The sequence below is a fragment of the Kitasatospora terrestris genome (assembly GCF_039542905.1).
Classification (GTDB): Bacteria; Actinomycetota; Actinomycetes; order Streptomycetales; family Streptomycetaceae; genus Kitasatospora; species Kitasatospora terrestris.
The window spans coordinates 1,729,990-1,746,780 of sequence record NZ_BAABIS010000001.1 but is presented as its reverse complement, the minus strand read 5'-3'; the positions used below and the strand labels follow the sequence as shown (position 1 = coordinate 1,746,780).

Sequence of the window (16,791 nt, the reverse complement as noted above, 5' to 3'; positions counted from 1 at the left end):
AAAACCCGCTTTTCGGACCTGTCAGTGCGAACCTCTAATCTTGTCCACCGTGACCGTCACCGCAGACCAGCCCAACCGGCCCGCACCCGGCCCGGCCGCCGACGAAGGCCTCGCCCGCCGGCTCAAGGCGCTGGCCTGCACCGCGCCGCTGCACGACCTGGACAGTCGCAAGGTCAACCTGGCCGGCGAGTACGGCTCGTACACCATGGCCGAGATCGGGCTCGCCGCGATCGACCTGGTCACGCTCAACATGGACTTCGACGCCGGGGCCGACCGGGAGATAGTGCTCGGCCGCCTGCACCCCCGGATCGCCGCGCAGAACCCGCAGCGCACCTCCGCCGAGCACGCCCGGGTGGCCCGCTGGGTGCTCGAGTCGCTGATCAACGTCGGCTCGGTCGACCGCGGCTTCCGCGCCGCCTACGGCACCTTCGGGCCGGACGGGCTGTACACCCGGCGCGACTACGACTTCAAGCTGATCGAGGAGGTCCCGGGCCCCGACGGCGGCGTCTACCTGCGCACCACCGACGAGGCCGTCAACGTCCTGGTCGGCGCGCTCGACACCGACGTGACCTCCGCGCAGATCGCCGCCGAGGTCAAGCTGGAGGTGCTGATCCGGCGCGGCCGGCTCGCCGACGCCCAGCTCGCCGCCGAGCAGGCCCGGTACCGCACCGTGCAGTACGCCGAGACGCTGCGCCGCGCCCTGGAGGCCACCCGCCGCAACGTCCGCGCGGTCGACTGGATCGAGACCGTCCCCGACCTGATCGACGAGGCGCTCGACCACATCGCCGACCGGTACCGGCACGAGAACGCGATCCTCACCAACATCCGCAAGGCCCGCGACGAGAGCATCGACCCCGAGCACAAGCGGCGCGCCGCCGAGCTCGTCGACATCGTCAAGGACTGCATCCGCCGCCACACCCAGCTGCAGACCCGGCTGCTGGAGGCCGGCCCGCTGTTCCGCGCCGAGCAGGACCGGCAGGCCTTCGCCGCCCCCGCCGCCCGCAGCGGAATCGACCTGTACGGGCAGCTGCTCGCCCCGCTGCTCACCCTGCCCGTCGCGGACGCGGTGCGGCCGACCGACGCGTTCTTCGCCCGCGGGACGGGCCTGCGCACGCCGGTGTCGGTCCGCGTCGCCGACCTGGTCGACCTGCTGCTCACCCCGCCGGTCGAGCGCGAGCACCTCGGCGCCGAGCTGCCGGAGCCCGACCTGGTCGCCACCCCCGACGACAGCCGCTTCACCGAGGAGCAGCTGGAGGCCGCGCTCGAACTGCTCGACCTGCCCGCCGACGCGCCGCGACGGCTCTCCGGCCTGCTCGCCGAGGCCCGCCGGGCCGATCCCGACCTGCCGTACCTGGTGGCGCTGCTCGCCGTCCACGCGGCCAGCCCGCCGGTCGGCACCGCGTACCGGCAGGGCGAGGAGCGACTGCTGTTCGCGGTCGACGACGGCGCCCGCCTCGACGACCCCGAGTTCGGCGGCGCCGACCTGATCGTCGGCAGCGCCCTGCTGGACGCGGTCGGCATGGCCGCGGACCGCAAGGAGGCGAGCTGATGCGAGTGCTCGGCACGCCCCGGGCGGCTGCTCGGACGTGTGCCCTCCGCCCCGCGCAGTGCCCCGCGCCCCTGGTTTCTTCCGTCTGCAAGGAGTCCATCCGGTGACGATCACTACTGACGAGCCGGCGGAGCCGCAGGTCGCGGCTCCGCTGACGCCCGCCGACGTCGCGGACGCGTCGCGCCTGGTCTCCTTCGGCCTGCAGGCCAAGCTGCTGCCCGCCCGGGACGCCGAGTACGGCGAGCTGATCCGCCGCTACCGCGAGGACCCGCCGTTCGCGCGGCTCGCCGACGCCGTCGCCACCGGCATGGGCCTGGTCGTGCTGGAGGTGTCGCCCCGCGCCGGCATGGCGGTGGCGGCCGCCGAGGACTCGGTCTTCGCCGTCCGGATGGGCGACTACTCCCGCCGGGCCGCCTCCGAGTCGACCGACCGCTTCCTGCACGGCCTGGCGCACCTCGCCGTGGCGGCCCTGGCCTTCCCCCGCCCGGAGGACCTCGCGGACGACGGCTACCTCGGCCGGGTCACGGTCAACGGCGTGGACGCGTTCGTCCGCCAGGCCTGCCGCCGGCTGGAGGAGCGCGCCGAGGCGGACGGCACCAACACCGACCCGGCCAGCGACGCCCCCGGCCTGGAAGCCGCCTGGCGGGTGTGGTCCCGGCGCAGCGCGACCGGCGCGACCAAGGACGCCCGCCGGCTGTCCGGCTCGACCATCGGCATCGTCTCCAAGGCGGTGGTCTTCCTGGTCGACTCCGGCTTCCTGCAGAAGACCTCGGACGACTCCGGCGGCACCTTCCGCACCACGGCCCGCTACCAGCTGCAGGTCCGCGACCTGGCCGGGAGCGCCGCCATGGCCGAGCTGCTCGACCTCGGCGTGGTCGCGGTCAGCGACGGCACCGCGACGCTGCTGCCGCCGGACCACACCGATGAGCTGGTCGCCGACGCCGGCCTGCCGTTCCACCAGCTCTGACCCGAGCACCGCCGCCCGAACCGCCCAGCCCCACGGAGAACCGCCGCACATGTACGAGCTCAACCGGGTCCGCCTGTACTCGATCGGACCGGCCGGCGCCCGCTACGCCGACACGGTGCTCGACCTGCGCGGCGTCGGCGAGCCGGTGGCCGAGCCGCAGCCGCAGCAGATCGGCCTGTTCGGCGAGGAGCCCGACGGCCCGCAGCGCCGCCCCGCACCCGCCGGCGTGCTGTTCCTGGAGAACGGCGGCGGCAAGTCCGTCCTGCTGAAGCTGATCTTCTCGGTGATGCTGCCGGGCCACCGCAACACCCTCGGCGGCGCCTCCTCCGGCGTGCTGCGCAAGTTCCTGCTGGCGGACGACTGCGGGCACGTCGCGCTGGAGTGGCAGCACACCGTCACCGGCGAGCTGATCGTGGTCGGCAAGGTCAGCGAGTGGCGCGGCCGCCAGGTCAGCTCCGACCCGCGCAAGTTCGCCGAGCTCTGGTACTCCTTCCGCCCCGGCCCCGGCCTGACCCTGGACTCGCTCCCGGTCTCCGAGCGGGCCAGCCTGGCCGGCGACCAGAGGGCGCGCGGCCGCCGCCGCACCATGAAGGGCTTCCGCGACTCGCTGACCGAGGCGGCGAAGGCGTACCCGTACCTCGACGTGACCTTCGAGGAGATCCACGACCGCTGGAACGAGCACCTCGGCGAGCTCGGCCTCGACCCCGAACTCTTCCGCTACCAGCGCGAGATGAACGCCGACGAGGGCGAGGCGGCCGGCCTCTTCGCGGTCAAGAACGACTCCGACTTCACCGACCTGCTGCTGCGCGCCGTCACCGACACCCGGGACACCGACGGCCTCGCCGACCTGGTGCACGGCTTCGCCGCCAAGCTGGGCCGCCGCGCCGAGCTGACCGCCGAGCGGGAGTTCACCGCCGGCTCGGTCGACCTGCTGCAGCGGATCGTCGACGCCACCGCCGCCCGCGAGACCGTCCGCGAGACCCACCGCGCCGCCGAACGCCGCACCCGCCGCCTCGCCCACGCGCTCACCGCCCGGTCCGGCGCCGAACGGGACCGCGTCCACGACCTCGCCGTCGAGGTGGCCGCCGCCGCGGCCGCCGTCACCGCCGCCGAGACCGACCGCACCCGGCACTCGCTGATCGTCGCCGAGCTCACCCACCGGCACGCCACCCTCGGCCTGGCCGCCGCCACCACCGAGGCCGCCGCGCTGCGCCGCGAACTCACCGACGCCCGCACCCTGCACGCCGCCTGGCAGGCCGCCGAAGCGGTGCTGCGCCACCGCGCCGCCGCCGACCGGGCCGCCAGGGTCGCCGCCGCGATCCGCGAGGCCGAGCTGGACGCCGCCCCCGCGCTGGCCGCCCGCGCCCAGGCCGCCGGCGCGCTCGCCCGCGCGCTGGAGGCCGCCGCCGGCGCCGCCGAGACCCGCGCCGACCAGGAGGAGCTGCGCGCCGCCGAACTGCACGAGGACGGCACCGCCGCCCAGGCCGAGGCGACCGCCGCCGCGACCGCCGCGCAGAAGGCCCGCAGCGAGGCCGACCACCTGCGCCAGCGCCTCGCCGAGGTCGAGCAGGAGACCGCCGCCGCCGTCGAGGCCGGCTGGATCGACGGCTCCGCCGAGGAGCCGGACCCGGCCCGCGCCGCCCTGCACGCCGCCGACGCCGAGAAGGCCGCCACCACCGCCCTGGAGCAGGCCCGGGCCGCCGCCGAGACCGCCTCCGCCCGGATGCGCGAGGCCGCCGCCCAGGAGACCCGCGCCGAGCTGGCCGCCGCCCGCGCCACCGACGCCCGGGCCGCCGCCGAGCGGGCCCTGGCCGCCGAGCAGCGCACCGCCGCCCAGCTCGCCGCCGAGCCGCGCCTGGCCGAACTGCTCGGCCTCACCGCCCACCAGGACGGCGGCGAGGAGCAGGAGGGCTTCCTGACGCCCCGGCTGCTCGACGCCGCCGCCGACGACCTGCGCGAGCAGCTCGACCAGGCGGTCGCCACCGCCGAGCGCACCCTGTTCGACCTGCGCACCGCCGCCGCCGACGACTCCCGGATCCTCGCCGCGCTCGGCGACGGCGGCCTGCTGCCGCCCGGCCCGGACGTGCTCGCCACCGTCGAGTTCCTCGCCGAGCACGGCGTCCCGGCGCTGCCCGGCTGGCGTTACCTCGCCCAGTCCGTCGACCCGCGCGACCACGACGCGATCCTCGCCGCCCGCCCCGAACTGGTCGACGGCGTCGTGGTCACCGACCCGAGCAGCCTCGACCGGGCCCGCGAGGCGCTCGCCTCCGCCGCCCTGCTGCCCCGCTCCACCGTCGCCGTCGGCACCGCCGCCGCCCTGATCGCCCCGATCGAGGGCGAGCCCGCGTTCTTCCTGGTGCCGCCGAACCCGGCCATGCACAACGAGACCGCCGCCGACGAGGAGCGCCGGGAGCTGCGCGCCCGCGCCACCGCCCGCGAGGAGCACATCCGCGAACTCGCCGCCCGCCTCGGCGGCGACCGCGCCCTCGCCGCCCGCCTCGCCTCCTGGCACGCCAGCTGCCCGCCCGGCACCCTCGCCGAACTCGCCGACGCCGCGCACGCCGCCGGCGAGCAGGCCGAGACCCTCGCCGCCCAGCTCGCCACCCTGCGCGCCGACCACCACGAGGCCGAGGCCGACCACGCCGCCGCCGCCGCCCGGTACGAGGAGTGCCGCGAGGCCGCCCAGCGCACCCGCCGCCGCGCCGACGCCCTGGCCGGCCTCGCCTTCCGGCTGCGCGAGCGCTCCACCTGGACCCGCCGGCAGCGCGAACTCGCCGACGACGCCGCCGAGTGCGACCGCCGCCAGACCGTCTGCGCCGAGCGCGCCCGCACCTGCGACGAGGACCGCCGCGCCGCCCAGCGCGCCGCCGACGACGCCCGCCGCACCGCGCGCACCCTGCGCGCCGAGCGGGCCGAACTCTCCGGCGTCGACACCGTCGAGCCCGGCGGCTTCCCGACCGACGCGCCCACGTCGTCGCTGCCCGCCCTGCGCGAGGCCTACCGGGCCGCCGCCCAGCTCTACGAGAAGGTCGGCGTCGGCGCCGACCTGCGGGCCGAGCAGGCCCGCGCCGAGGGCGAGGAGGCCGCCGCCGCGACCGAGCTGGACCGGCTCAGCAACAAGGTCCGCAACCGCGCCGAGGAGCTGCTGGCCAGCCCCGACGGCGCCGACGGTCCCGCCCGCCAGGCTGCGGCCTCCCGCGCGGAGGAGCTGGTCGCCACCATCGAGGCCCGCTCCGCCTCCGCCAGCGAGCAGCTCGGTCGCCTGCGCGGCGAGGCCGAGCGCTCCGCCCCCGCCGGCGGCGAGTCGCACACCGAGCTCCCCGAGGAACTGGTCCCCGCCGACCCCGAGCACGCCCAGACGCTGCTGCGCACCGCCACCGGGCTGCTCGCCGAACGCCGCGAGAGCGTCGACGTCGCCCGCACCGCCCACGCCGACCTGCAGCGCACCCTGGAGCAGGCGCAGACCGCCGCCGCCGACTTCGACGAACTCGCCGGGCAGCTCCGCGACAGCCTCCGCGACCACGCCGAGGAGACCGAACAGCCCGCCGAGGCGTACCTCGGCACGCTCACCGAGGCCCGCGCCGCCGTCGCCGAGACCCGGCGCGCGATGCGCTCCGCCGCGGCCGAACTGACCGGCGCCGAGCTGGCCGTCCGCGACGCCTCCGACGCGCTGGTCCGGCACGCCAACGCCGCCCGCTACGAGGCCGTCCGCACCCCCGCCCGCCAGCAGATCCGCGAACTGCCGGCCGCCGCCCTGCCCGACCACGCCGCCGCCTGGGCCGCCGCCTTCGCGCCCCGCCTGCGGGTGCTCACCGACGAACTCGCCCAGCTGGAACGCAACCGCAGCTCCATCGTCGACCGGCTGCGCGGCCTGGTCGAGTCCTCGCTGACCACCCTGCGCGCCGCCCAGCGGCTCTCCCGCCTCCCCGAGGGCCTGGGGGAGTGGTCCGGCCAGGAGTTCCTCCGGATCCGCTTCGAGGACCCCGACCACGCGCTGCTCGTCGAACGCCTCGGCGAGGTCATCGACGAGGCCACCCGGGCCGCCGTCAAGAAGAACTCCGACCTGCGACGCGACGGCATGTCCCTGCTGCTCCGCGGCGTCGCCGCGGCGATCGGGCCCAAGGGCGTCTCGGTCGAGATCCTCAAGCCGGACGCAGTGCTGCGCGCCGAGCGGGTCAGCGTCGGCCAGATGTCGGACGTCTTCTCCGGCGGGCAGCTGCTCACCGCGGCGATCGCGCTGTACTGCACGATGGCCGCGCTGCGCGCCAACGACCGCGGGCAGTCGCAGCTGCGGCACGCGGGCACGCTGTTCCTGGACAACCCGATCGGCCGCGCCAACGCCACGTACCTGCTGGAGCTCCAGCGGGCGGTCGCGGACGCGCTCGGCGTGCAGCTGATCTACACCACCGGGCTGTTCGACACCACGGCGCTGGCCGAGTTCCCGCTGGTGATCCGCCTGCGCAACGACGCGGACCTGCGGGCCGGGCTCAAGTACATCTCCGTCGAGGAACACCTCCGGCCGGGCCTGCCCACCCCGCAGGACCCGGACGGTCCGGCCATCCACGGCGAGATCACCGCCACCCGCATGTTCAAGCGACCCGAGATGTGATCAGGGGCTCGCGGAGGCACCCCCAGCCTTCGGCCGGGAGGTCACCCCGCGAGCCCCTACCCGCTCATCCCCGCGTGCGGACCTCGACGGAGTCGACCCGCATGGGGTGCCCCGGCACGGTCGCGGCGGTGACCGGGGTGCCGTAGGCGTCGGGCAGGGCGCCGCCCACGGCGACGTCCAGGATCAGGAACATCCCGCCGTGCACGGCCTTGTCCCACGCGGCCGGGTCGACGCGGTCCGCGGTGACCCGGTGGTACTCCCGGCCGTCGACGTACCAGCGCACCTGCTCGGGCGCCGTCGACCGGTCGACCTCGACCGCGTACGTGTGGAACGCCCCCCAGCAGCCGTCGCAGGCCTGCTCGCCGGACCCGAGCCCGGCGGGTTCCCGGCAGGGCCCGCCGACCGCGGTCCCGCAGTGCGCGGTGCCGAACACCCCGCGTCCGCCGACGGACTCCAGGACGTCGAGCTCGCCGACGCCCGGCCAGCCGGTCCAGCCGTCGCGCAGGGCGCCGCCGAGCGTCCAGAACGCGGGCCAGTAGCCGCCCGCCGCGGCGCCCTTGACCTCGGGCAGTGCGAGGGTGGCCTCGATCCGCATCGCCCCGCCGGCCGGTGCGGCCAGGTCGGTGCGGCGGCTCTCCAGCCGTCCGGAGCTCCACGTGCCGGCAGCGTCCCGGGTGGGCACGATCTCCAGCGCGCCCCGGCCGTCGAGGCGGACGTTGGCGGTGGAGTCGGTCATCGTCTCGACCTCGCCGGTGCCCCACCGCGCCGCGGGGCAGCCCGGGTAGCAGGTGCCGAGCGCGTACTGCCAGCGGTCCGCGGACGGCCGGCTGCCGGCCGCGCCGTCGAAGTCGTCGCGGAAGGCGGTGGTCCACTCCGTCGCGGAGCCGAGCACGCCCGCCTCGGCCAGCAGCCGTTCCAGCCGGGGCGCGAGGACGACCACCGCGGCGTTGGTCAGGTGCGCGTCGTCGCGGTAGAGCAGGACCTTCTCCCGGACGGCGGGGCAGCTGCGCCCGTTGCCGGGGCAGAGCACCGGCGTGAGGTCGACGGTCCGCACTCCGGCGGCGGCCGCCGCGTCGGCGAGCGGGTCCGGCCACAGCGCCTCGGCCCGCGGGAACTCGCAGGCGGCGGGTTCCTCCTGGTGCCCGGAGACGCACGCCGGGACGTCCCGCCCGGGGACGGGGGTGTCGCGGAGGTACACGATCGGTGCGCCGATCCCGCGCAGCGGGGCGAGGGTCTCCTCCCAACCGCGCATCAGCTGCTCGCGGTCGGCGGTGTAGCGGTTGAGCGCGGCGACCACGATCAGCTTCGGCCTGGGGCCTTTCTTCAGCCGCTCCAGGGCGTTGGCCCGCCAGGTGTCGCACTCGCGGTACTCCCGGCCGAGCTGAGGGTTGGTCACCGTCAGCTTCGGCAGCGGGCAGCCCTGCTTCACCAACTCCTCCACGGCCCAGTGCCGCCCGGCGGCGATCCCGAGCACGGCGGAGAACCACTGGCCGGCGTGCGAGTCGCCGAGCAGGACCACCCGGTCGGTGCCGCTGCCGAACAGGCAGGGCGGGCTCGTCCCGGCCTCCGGCGGGACCTCGCAGGCGCCGTCCGGCGGGAAGTCCTGCCGGGCCTGCACCGGGTTGGGGACGATCGGCGCCCGGTCCGGCACCGGGCCGGCGAGCAGCGAGGGGCCGCTCGCCGCGCCGGCCGGCAGGCCGGCCGGGTCGACCGGGGTGGCGGGGCCGAGCAGGCGCAGCGTGCCACTGCCGACCAGCAGGGCCAGCAGGACCGGGACGACCACCGCGGTGACGCCCAGGGAGAGCCCGCGGCGCGGCAGTTCGGCGACCACCGCGTTGCGGCGCAGCGGCTGCTCGACCCAGTGCAGGGCGGCGGCGGCGGGCAGGGCGGCGGCCGCGGTCAGGGCCGCCTTGACCGGCCAGCCGGGCGTGCCGCCGTACCAGGCCTCGGCGAAGACCAGGACCGGCCAGTGCCAGAGGTACAGCTGGTAGGAGAGCCGGCCCAGGGCGCGCGGCGCGCGCAGGGCCAGCAGGCGGCCGACCGAGGCGCGCGGCCCGGCGAGGATCACCGCGGCCGTCCCGAGGGTGGGCAGCAGTGCCGCCCAACCCGGGTACGGCGTACCGGAGTCGTACCGCAGGACGGCCCAGCCGAGGGCGGTCGCGCCGAGCCAGGCGACCGGTTCGCCGAGCAGCCGCGGCAGTTCGCGCCACGGCACCGCCGCGACCAGGGCGCCGACCGCGAACTGCCAGGCCCGGGTGGGCGTCGCCAGGTACGCGGCGGAGGTCCACTGCAGCGAGAGGGCGAAGGAGCCGAGTCCGACGGCCAGGGCGAGCGCGGCGACGCCGGCCCGCAGGCGCCGCCGGAGCAGCCAGGCGGCGAGCAGTACCAGGGGTGCCCAGAGGAGGTAGAACTGCTCCTCGACCGCGAGCGACCAGAAGTGCAGCAGCGGGCTCTGCTCCCGCCCGGCCGCCAGGTAGTCGGTCTGCTGGGCGACGAACCGCCAGTTGGCGGCGGACAGGGCGGCGGCCAGCACGTCCCGTTCCAGGTCGGCGCGGCGCAGCGGCACGGTCAGGACGGCTCCGGCGACCGCGACGGCCGCCAGCACCAGCCCGGCGGAGGGCAGCAGGCGCCGGGCCCGCCGGGCGAAGAACTCGGTGAGCCGGATCCGTCCGGTGGCGCGGGCCTCGCGCAGCAGCAGGCCGGTGATCAGGTAGCCGGAGATGACGAAGAAGACGTCGACGCCGACGAATCCGCCCGCGAGGCCGGGGACGGCGGCGTGGAAGCCGAGCACGGCCAGGACGGCGACGGCCCGCAGGCCCTCGACGTCGGGCCGGAAGTGGGCAGGGGTGTTTCGCATCGCTTCGTTCCTCAGCCGAGCCACGGCAGCATCGGGGCCGCCCATCCGGAGGCGAGCACGCCGAGCAGGGCGAGCGCGCAGGTCACGGCGAGGCCCTCGGGCCAGCGCCGCGGCAGGATCGCGCCGACCGGGCCGGTGCTCTCCCGGCGCGCGCGGGGCCGCAGTTCCAGGGCGAGGTCGCGGACCAGCGGCAGGCCGAGCTGGGCCTGGACGAGCAGGTACAGGGCGAGGCCCCAGCTGTGCGACCAGCCGTGCCGCACGGTGACCAGGGCGACGCCGGCGGCGGTCGCGGCGAGCGTCCCGGCGATCCAGAGCAGGGAGGCGCCGAGCACCCGGCGGGCCAGGCCGCCGGGGCGGCCGCGCCCGGCGCCGGTGGGCACCCAGGCGGCGCTGCGGCCGCGCAGGGTGTGCCAGAACGCGGCGCCGGCGGCCATGCTCATCAGCACGTTGGCGCGCAGCACCTCGGCCCGCCAGCGGGTACGGCTGACCCGGGGCAGCAGGACGTGCCACAGCCAGAGCAGCGAGAGCATCGGCAGCACGTACCAGGCGCGGATCTGGCCGGGGAAGAAGTACAGCATCACCAGCGGCGGCAGCGGCGCGGTGAGCACGTTGACGGCGGCGGCGAGGTAGCCGATGACGCCCTCGGCGAAGCACAGGCGCATCCGCCAGGGCAGGCCGCGGCGCATCCGGGCGGCCTCGCGGTCGCCGATCAGGTGCAGGTTGCCCATGGCCCAGCGGTACTGCTGGTTGACGAAGGAGGCGGTGTCCTCCGGGGAGGTGCCCTTGGCGACCAGGACCGGGACGTACCGGGTCAGGTAGCCGTGCCGGAACAGCGCGAGGCCGGTGTACATGTCCTCGCTGTGGTCGAGCCGGGCGAAGCCGCCGGCGGCGTCGATCGCGGCGCGCCGGTAGACGGCGTTGCTCCCGCAGCAGATCGCGGCGTCGCTGGCGTCGCGGGCGGGCTGGATCCAGCGGAAGAACCACTCCTGGGCGGCGCCGGCGGCGCGCTGCACCCAGCTCATCGACGGGTCGGTGTCGAAGCACTGCGGGCTCTGCACGATGCCGATCCGCTCGTCGCCGAAGTACGGCAGCAGGTGGCGCAGGAAGTCCGGGCGCGGTGCGAAGTCGGCGTCCAGGATGGCGACGTACTCGGCGTCGCTCAGGGTGAGCGCGTGGTTGAGGTTGCCGGCCTTCTTGTACCGGCCGCGGTCGGGCCGGACCACGTAGCGGAAGCCGTGCCGGGCGGCGAGGTCGGCGACCTCGGCGCGGTCGGCGTCGTCGAGGATCCAGACGGTGAGCGGGCCGGGGGCGTCGAGCGCGTCGACGGCCCGGTAGGCGTTGGCGAGCACGGCGAGCGGTTCGCCGCAGGTCGGCAGGTACAGGTCGACGGACGGCGGCGTCTCGGGCCGCCAGCCGGCCGCCAGCAGTTCGTGGCCCTCGCGGGTGAACCGGCGGCGGCGCAGTCCGTTGACGGCGCTGAGCGCCATCGCGACGAGGTTGATCCCGAGCACGGCCAGGAAGGGCCAGAGCAGCGGGGTGCGGAGTGCGAATCCGACCATGGTGAGTGCGCTGGCCAGGAAGGCGAGCGCGGCGCAGATCGGGACCCAGCGGCGCTGTGGACCGAAGTACCAGTACAGCTCCTGGTCGCTGGGTGGTGCGGGCAGGTGATCGACAGTCATAGGGCCCCCCACGGCCGTTCATTGACAGCTTTCGTGGGTCACCGTACCTGATTGGTATAGACCATTCGTCGCGCGGGGGTGAACGGAATGCGAACCGCCGTGTCCGATGGTTGATGATTCGTGCGCATTCCTCCATGCTGGATGCGTGGCAGAGGTGTTCGATCAGGAGCTCCGCGAGCAGCTCGCGCAGGCGCGCGCCGAGCTGGCGTCCGCACTGGCGGCGGGCGACGAGGACGGCGCGGACGCGTACCGGGGCCGGATCACCGGCCTGCTGAGGATCGCCCGGCGCCACGGGATCGACCTTCCGCACTCCCCGGAGGAGGAGCTGGACGACTGAGGCGCGGCAGTCGCCGGGCCCTCGCCGGTCGCCTCAGCGGTCGCCGGCCGTCCGGCAGTCGCCGTGGCGCCCGGCGGCGGCTCGCACGACCGCGTCCAGCAGGCCGGGGAACAGCTCGGCCAGCTCCCGGCTGCGCAGGCTGTTCATCTTGGAGGTGCCGCGCCGGCACTGGCGGATCACCCCGGCCTCGCGCAGCACCCGGAAGTGGTGGGTCATGGTCGACTTGGTGACGGGCAGCTCGAAGGCCAGGCAGTTCTGCTCCGCCTCGGCGGCGGCCAGCTCGGTGACGATCCGCAGCCGCATCGGGTCCGCGAGCGCGTGCAGGACCGCCTCCAGCCGGATCTCGCCCGCGGCGGGCTCCGGGAGGGCGGTGTGGGTCTCTGCGGCCTCGGTCACGCCCCCATAGTACGAGAACTCTCGTAGTTTGACAGGCCTCGTAGTACGGTGGTTATCGTACGAGGGTCAGACCGACCCGGCGTGCCGCCGAAGGAGTTGCCGTGAGTGCCCTGTTCGAGCCGATCACCCTCCGCTCGCTGACCATCCCGAACCGGGTGTGGATGAGCCCGATGTGCATGTACTCCGCGGCCGCCGAGGGCCCGGAGACCGGCGTGGCCACCGACTTCCACCTCGCCCACCTGGGCTCGCGCGCCGCCGGCGGCACCGGCCTGGTGATGACCGAGGCCACCGCCGTCGCCGCCGAGGGCCGGATCTCCCCGTGGGACCTCGGCCTGTGGAACGACCGGCAGCAGGAGGCGCTCGCCCGGGTCGCCGCGCTGATCGCCGCGCACGGCTCCGTCCCCGCGATCCAGCTCGCCCACGCCGGGCGCAAGGCCGGCACCGACCGGCCCTGGCTGGGCGGCGCCCCGATCCCGGCCGACGACGAGCTGGCCTGGCAGCCGGTCGGCCCGTCCGACGAGGCGTTCAGCGAGCACCACCAGGCCCCGGCCGAACTGTCCGTGGAGGAGATCGGCCAGGTGGTCGCCGCCTTCGCCGACGCCGCCCGGCGCGCCGCCGAGGCCGGCTTCCAGGTGGCCGAGGTGCACGGCGCGCACGGCTACCTGATCCACCAGTTCCTCTCGCCGCTCACCAACAAGCGCACCGACGGCTACGGCGGCTCGTTCGCCGGCCGGGCCCGGCTGGCGCTGGAGGTGGCCGCCGCGGTGCGCGCCGTCTGGCCCGCCGACCTGCCGGTGTTCTTCCGCCTCTCCGCCACCGACTGGCTGCCCGAGCAGCCCAGCTGGACCGTGGACGAGAGCGTGCTGCTGGCCAAGGAGCTCCAGGCCGTCGGCATCGACCTGGTGGACGTCTCCAGCGGCGGCAACTCGCCGCACGCCAAGGTCGAGGTCGGCCCCGGCTACCAGACCCCGTTCGCCGAGCGGATCCGCACCGAGGGCGGCCTGCCGGTCAACGCGGTCGGCCTGATCACCGACCCCGCCCAGGCCGAGGCGGTCGTCGCCGAGGGTCGGGCCGACGCCGTGATGCTCGGCCGCGAGCTGCTGCGCGACCCGTACTGGGCGCTGCACGCCGCCCGCGAGCTCGGTGCCGAGCGCACCTGGCCCCACCAGTACGGCTTCGCCGTGGGCCCGCGCGGCTGACCCGGCCTCAGTTCCGCAGCGGCGCCCGACGACCCGTCGGGCGCCGTGCGCGCTCCCGGGCGCCCGCCAGCGGGGAGGCCGTGTTCGGTCCGCGCCGGCGCTGCGCCGCGATCTGCCGGGTGATCGCCACGTCCAGCAGGCACCAGGCGACGGCGAACACCCCGAGCGCCATCACCATCAGCGCCGGTGTCAGCAGCGGGCTGTGCCCGTACGAGGCCAGCAGCGCGACGATCACCGCGACCAGCGTGAACGCGACCGCCAGGCCGGCCCGCACCGCGGCGGCCCGCACCTCGTCCGGCAGTCGGCGACGTACCCGGGACATCCGCGACCCCCGTTCCCCGACCCGGTCCTTCCCGTCCAGCCTGCCCCGCCGCCGCCGGGCCATGCGCCGGAGCCGCCGGAACGCGCGCCGTCAGCCCTCCCGGCGCGGCAGCTCCAGGGTCGCGTCCAGCTCGTCCATCGCGCCGACCACGATGGTGCGCATCGCCTGCTCGGCCCGGTCCGCGTCCCCCGCGCAGATCGCCTCGGCCACCTCCCGGTGCAATCGGACCGCGTACTCGCGCGGTTGGTGCGGCATCAGGTGATGCTCCGTCCGGCCGGTGAGCACCGCCCCCACGGTGTCCTTCAGATGAGCGAACATCTCGTTGCCGGAGGCCCGCAGCACCGCCGCGTGGAAGGCGATGTCGTGGCGCAGGAACGACTCCAGGTCGGCGGCGCGGGCGGTGACGGTCAGTTCGACGGCCAGCGCGCCCAGCTCCCTGCGGGCGTCGTCGTCCGCCTGCACGGCGGCCAGCGCCGCCGCGGCGGGCTCCACCGCCACCCGCAGCGCGCTGAGCGAGCGGAGCTGCGCCGCCCGGTCGGCGCCGGCCAGCCGCCAGCGGATCACCAGCGGGTCGAAGACGTCCCAGTCGCCCTTGGGCTGGACGGTGATGCCGACCCGCCGCCGGGGCGCGACCATCCGCATCGACTCCAGGATCCGCACCGCCTCGCGGACCACGGTGCGGGAGACGCCGTACTTCTCCTCCAGCTCCTCGCCGCGCAGCACCGTCCCCTCGGGGATCTCGCCGGAGGCGATGGCCGGGCCGAGGTCGGCGAGCAGCTGGCCGGGCAGGCCCTGGATCTCCATCGCCCCAGCCTATCCGGGCCGCCGGACGGCCCCGGAAATCAAAAGTATGACGATTGTGTTGCGACGGCTTGAATAAGTCATACCTTTGGGCGACAGTTGCGCACGGACAGGCAGAACAGGAGCACCACCCATGGCTCTCAACGTCGAGAACCGGATGCCCACCGTCGTCGTGATGGGCGTCTCCGGAGTCGGGAAGACCACCGTCGCCCGGCTGCTCGCGGAACGGCTCGGCCTCCCGTACGCGGAGGCCGACGACTTCCACCCGCCCGCCAACATCGCCAAGATGAGCGCCGGCATCCCGCTCGACGACCGGGACCGCGAACCCTGGCTGCGGGCCCTCGGCCAGTGGCTCGGGGCGCGGCGGGCCGCCGGCACCGGGGGAGTGGTGACCTGCTCCGCGCTGAAACGCCGCTACCGCGACACCCTGCGCGCGGCCTGCCCCGACGCGTACTTCCTGCACCTCAGCGGCAGCCACGACCTGGTCGAGGACCGCCTGGCCCACCGGGTGGGCCACTTCATGCCCACCTCCCTGCTCGACTCCCAGTACGCCACCCTCGAACCGCTCCAGCCGGACGAGCACGGCACCGTCCTGGACGTCGGCCCCACCCCCGAACAGCTCGTCGAGATGGCCGCGGCAGCCCTGCGGCCCGTCAACGGAGACCTCGCGTGACCCCCACCACCCTGCTCGCCGCCGGCGCACCGGCGCTCCCGCACACCGACAGCGACACCCAGCTGCTGCTCGCCGTGCTGCTCTCCATCGGCGCGATCGTGCTGCTGATCACCAAGCTCAAGCTGCACCCCTTCCTCGCCCTTACCCTCGGCTCCGGCCTGCTCGCCGCCGTCGCCGGCGCCCCCTTCGACAAGCTGCTCACCAGCTTCTCCACCGGCTTCGGCGCCACCGTGGCCGGCGTCGGCCTGCTGATCGGCCTCGGCGCGATGCTCGGCAAGCTGCTCGCCGACTCCGGCGGCGCCAACATCGTCGCCGACACCGTGCTGGCCCGCTCCGGCCGCCGCACCCTGCCCTGGGCGATGGCCCTGATCGCCGCCGTGCTCGGCCTGCCGCTGTTCTTCGAGGTCGGCGTGGTGCTGCTGATCCCGATCGTGCTGCTGGTCGCCCGCCGCGGCAACGTCCCGCTGCTGCGGCTCGGCATCCCCGCCCTCGCCGGACTCTCCGTGCTGCACGGCCTGGTCCCGCCGCACCCCGGTCCGCTGGTCGCCGTCGACGCCCTCAAGGCCGACCTCGGCATCACCCTCGCCCTCGGCCTGCTGGTCGCCGTCCCCACCCTGATCGTCGCCGGACCGCTCTTCGCCCGGGTCGCCGAACGCTGGGTCGGCCCGCTGGAGATCCCCACCACCACCGCACCCGTGGTGGCCGAGCGGGAGAGGACCCCGCGCTTCGGGGCCGTCCTGGCCACCATCCTGCTGCCCGTCGTCCTGATGCTCGGCAAGGCCCTCGCCGACGTCGTGATCGACGACCCGAAGGCCCCCGTCCAGCGCGTCCTCGACTTCGTCGGCTCGCCGCTGATCGCGCTGCTCGCCGCCACCCTGCTCGCGATGCTCACCCTCGGCCGGGCCGCCGGGTTCAGCAAGGACCGGATCTCCGAGACCGTCGGCGGCTCGCTCGGCCCGATCGCCGGCATCGTCTTCATCGTCGGCGCGGGCGGCGGCTTCAAGCAGACCCTGATCGACGTGGGCGTCGGCAACGCCGTCAGCGAGTGGTCGAGCAAGTGGCACATCTCCGCGCTGCTGCTGGGCTGGCTGATCGCCGTCCTGATCCGCCTCGCCACCGGTTCCGCCACCGTCGCCACCATCACCGCGGCCGGCATCGTCGCCCCGCTCGCGGCCGACATGTCCTCCACCCACGCCGCCCTGCTGGTGCTCGCCATCGGCGCCGGGTCGCTGTTCTTCTCGCACGTCAACGACGCCGGGTTCTGGCTGGTCAAGGAGTACTTCGGGATGAGCGTCGGCCAGACGATCAAGTCCTGGTCGGTGATGGAGACCGTCATCTCGGTGGTCGCCATCGTGATCATCATCCCGCTCGGCTGGGTGCTCTGACTGACGTAGTATCAAGA

General features: G+C 75.3%; 12 protein-coding genes. 7 read left to right on the top strand and 5 right to left on the bottom strand.

Features of this window, described 5'->3' with window-relative positions:
• Positions 1 to 49 precede the first annotated feature (49 nt).
• The 3 genes from ABEB06_RS08105 (at position 50) to ABEB06_RS08095 (ending at position 7,125) form a co-directional block, all read left to right on the top strand.
• A complete protein-coding gene (locus ABEB06_RS08105; RefSeq protein WP_345696123.1) occupies positions 50 to 1,549 on the top strand; it encodes a hypothetical protein in 1,500 nt (499 codons plus the stop codon).
• 103 nt (positions 1,550 to 1,652) lie between these two features.
• Positions 1,653 to 2,516 (top strand): hypothetical protein, encoded by an 864-nt coding sequence (locus tag ABEB06_RS08100; protein ID WP_425559586.1) that lies wholly within the window; start codon positions 1,653 to 1,655, stop codon positions 2,514 to 2,516.
• A 49-nt stretch (positions 2,517 to 2,565) separates the two neighbouring features.
• Positions 2,566 to 7,125 (top strand): hypothetical protein, encoded by a 4,560-nt coding sequence (locus ABEB06_RS08095; protein WP_345696122.1) that lies wholly within the window; start codon positions 2,566 to 2,568, stop codon positions 7,123 to 7,125.
• A gap of 64 nt (positions 7,126 to 7,189) precedes the next feature.
• Here ABEB06_RS08095 and ABEB06_RS08090 read toward each other — a convergent pair whose 3' ends face one another.
• Complete coding sequence (locus tag ABEB06_RS08090) at positions 7,190 to 9,982, bottom strand: acyltransferase family protein (RefSeq protein ID WP_345696121.1); 2,793 nt, start codon at positions 9,980 to 9,982, stop codon at positions 7,190 to 7,192.
• An 11-nt stretch (positions 9,983 to 9,993) separates the two neighbouring features.
• A complete protein-coding gene (locus tag ABEB06_RS08085) occupies positions 9,994 to 11,661 on the bottom strand; it encodes a glycosyltransferase family 2 protein (RefSeq protein ID WP_345696120.1) in 1,668 nt (555 codons plus the stop codon).
• Positions 11,662 to 11,806: 145 nt separating this feature from the next.
• On the opposite strand from ABEB06_RS08085, the gene ABEB06_RS08080 reads away from it, so the two are divergent.
• Positions 11,807 to 11,998 carry a hypothetical protein gene (locus tag ABEB06_RS08080; protein WP_345696119.1) on the top strand — a complete coding sequence of 64 codons (192 nt, stop codon included), beginning with the start codon at positions 11,807 to 11,809 and terminating at the stop codon, positions 11,996 to 11,998.
• Positions 11,999 to 12,031: 33 nt separating this feature from the next.
• On the opposite strand, the gene ABEB06_RS08075 is transcribed toward ABEB06_RS08080, so the two are convergent.
• Positions 12,032 to 12,394 (bottom strand): ArsR/SmtB family transcription factor, encoded by a 363-nt coding sequence (locus ABEB06_RS08075; RefSeq protein ID WP_345696118.1) that lies wholly within the window; start codon positions 12,392 to 12,394, stop codon positions 12,032 to 12,034.
• 101 nt (positions 12,395 to 12,495) lie between these two features.
• Here ABEB06_RS08075 and ABEB06_RS08070 point away from each other — a divergent pair, with 101 nt between their 5' ends.
• Complete coding sequence (locus ABEB06_RS08070; protein WP_345696117.1) at positions 12,496 to 13,593, top strand: NADH:flavin oxidoreductase/NADH oxidase; 1,098 nt, start codon at positions 12,496 to 12,498, stop codon at positions 13,591 to 13,593.
• Between the two features lie 7 nt (positions 13,594 to 13,600).
• Here ABEB06_RS08070 and ABEB06_RS08065 read toward each other — a convergent pair whose 3' ends face one another.
• Together ABEB06_RS08065 and ABEB06_RS08060 are read right to left on the bottom strand one after the other, a co-directional pair.
• Positions 13,601 to 13,915: a hypothetical protein gene (locus ABEB06_RS08065; protein WP_345696116.1), complete on the bottom strand. Its 315-nt coding sequence runs from the start codon at positions 13,913 to 13,915 to the stop codon at positions 13,601 to 13,603.
• Between the two features lie 90 nt (positions 13,916 to 14,005).
• Positions 14,006 to 14,719, bottom strand: a complete 714-nt coding sequence (locus ABEB06_RS08060) for a FadR/GntR family transcriptional regulator (protein WP_345696115.1) — start codon at positions 14,717 to 14,719, stop codon at positions 14,006 to 14,008.
• 130 nt (positions 14,720 to 14,849) lie between these two features.
• Here ABEB06_RS08060 and ABEB06_RS08055 point away from each other — a divergent pair, with 130 nt between their 5' ends.
• Positions 14,850 to 15,389, top strand: coding sequence for a gluconokinase (locus ABEB06_RS08055; RefSeq protein WP_345696114.1), 540 nt, complete (start codon positions 14,850 to 14,852; stop codon positions 15,387 to 15,389).
• Positions 15,386 to 16,774, top strand: a complete 1,389-nt coding sequence (locus tag ABEB06_RS08050) for a GntT/GntP/DsdX family permease (RefSeq protein ID WP_425559585.1) — start codon at positions 15,386 to 15,388, stop codon at positions 16,772 to 16,774. Before ABEB06_RS08055 ends, ABEB06_RS08050 begins: the two co-directional genes overlap by 4 nt.
• The last annotated feature ends 17 nt before the right edge of the window (positions 16,775 to 16,791 follow it).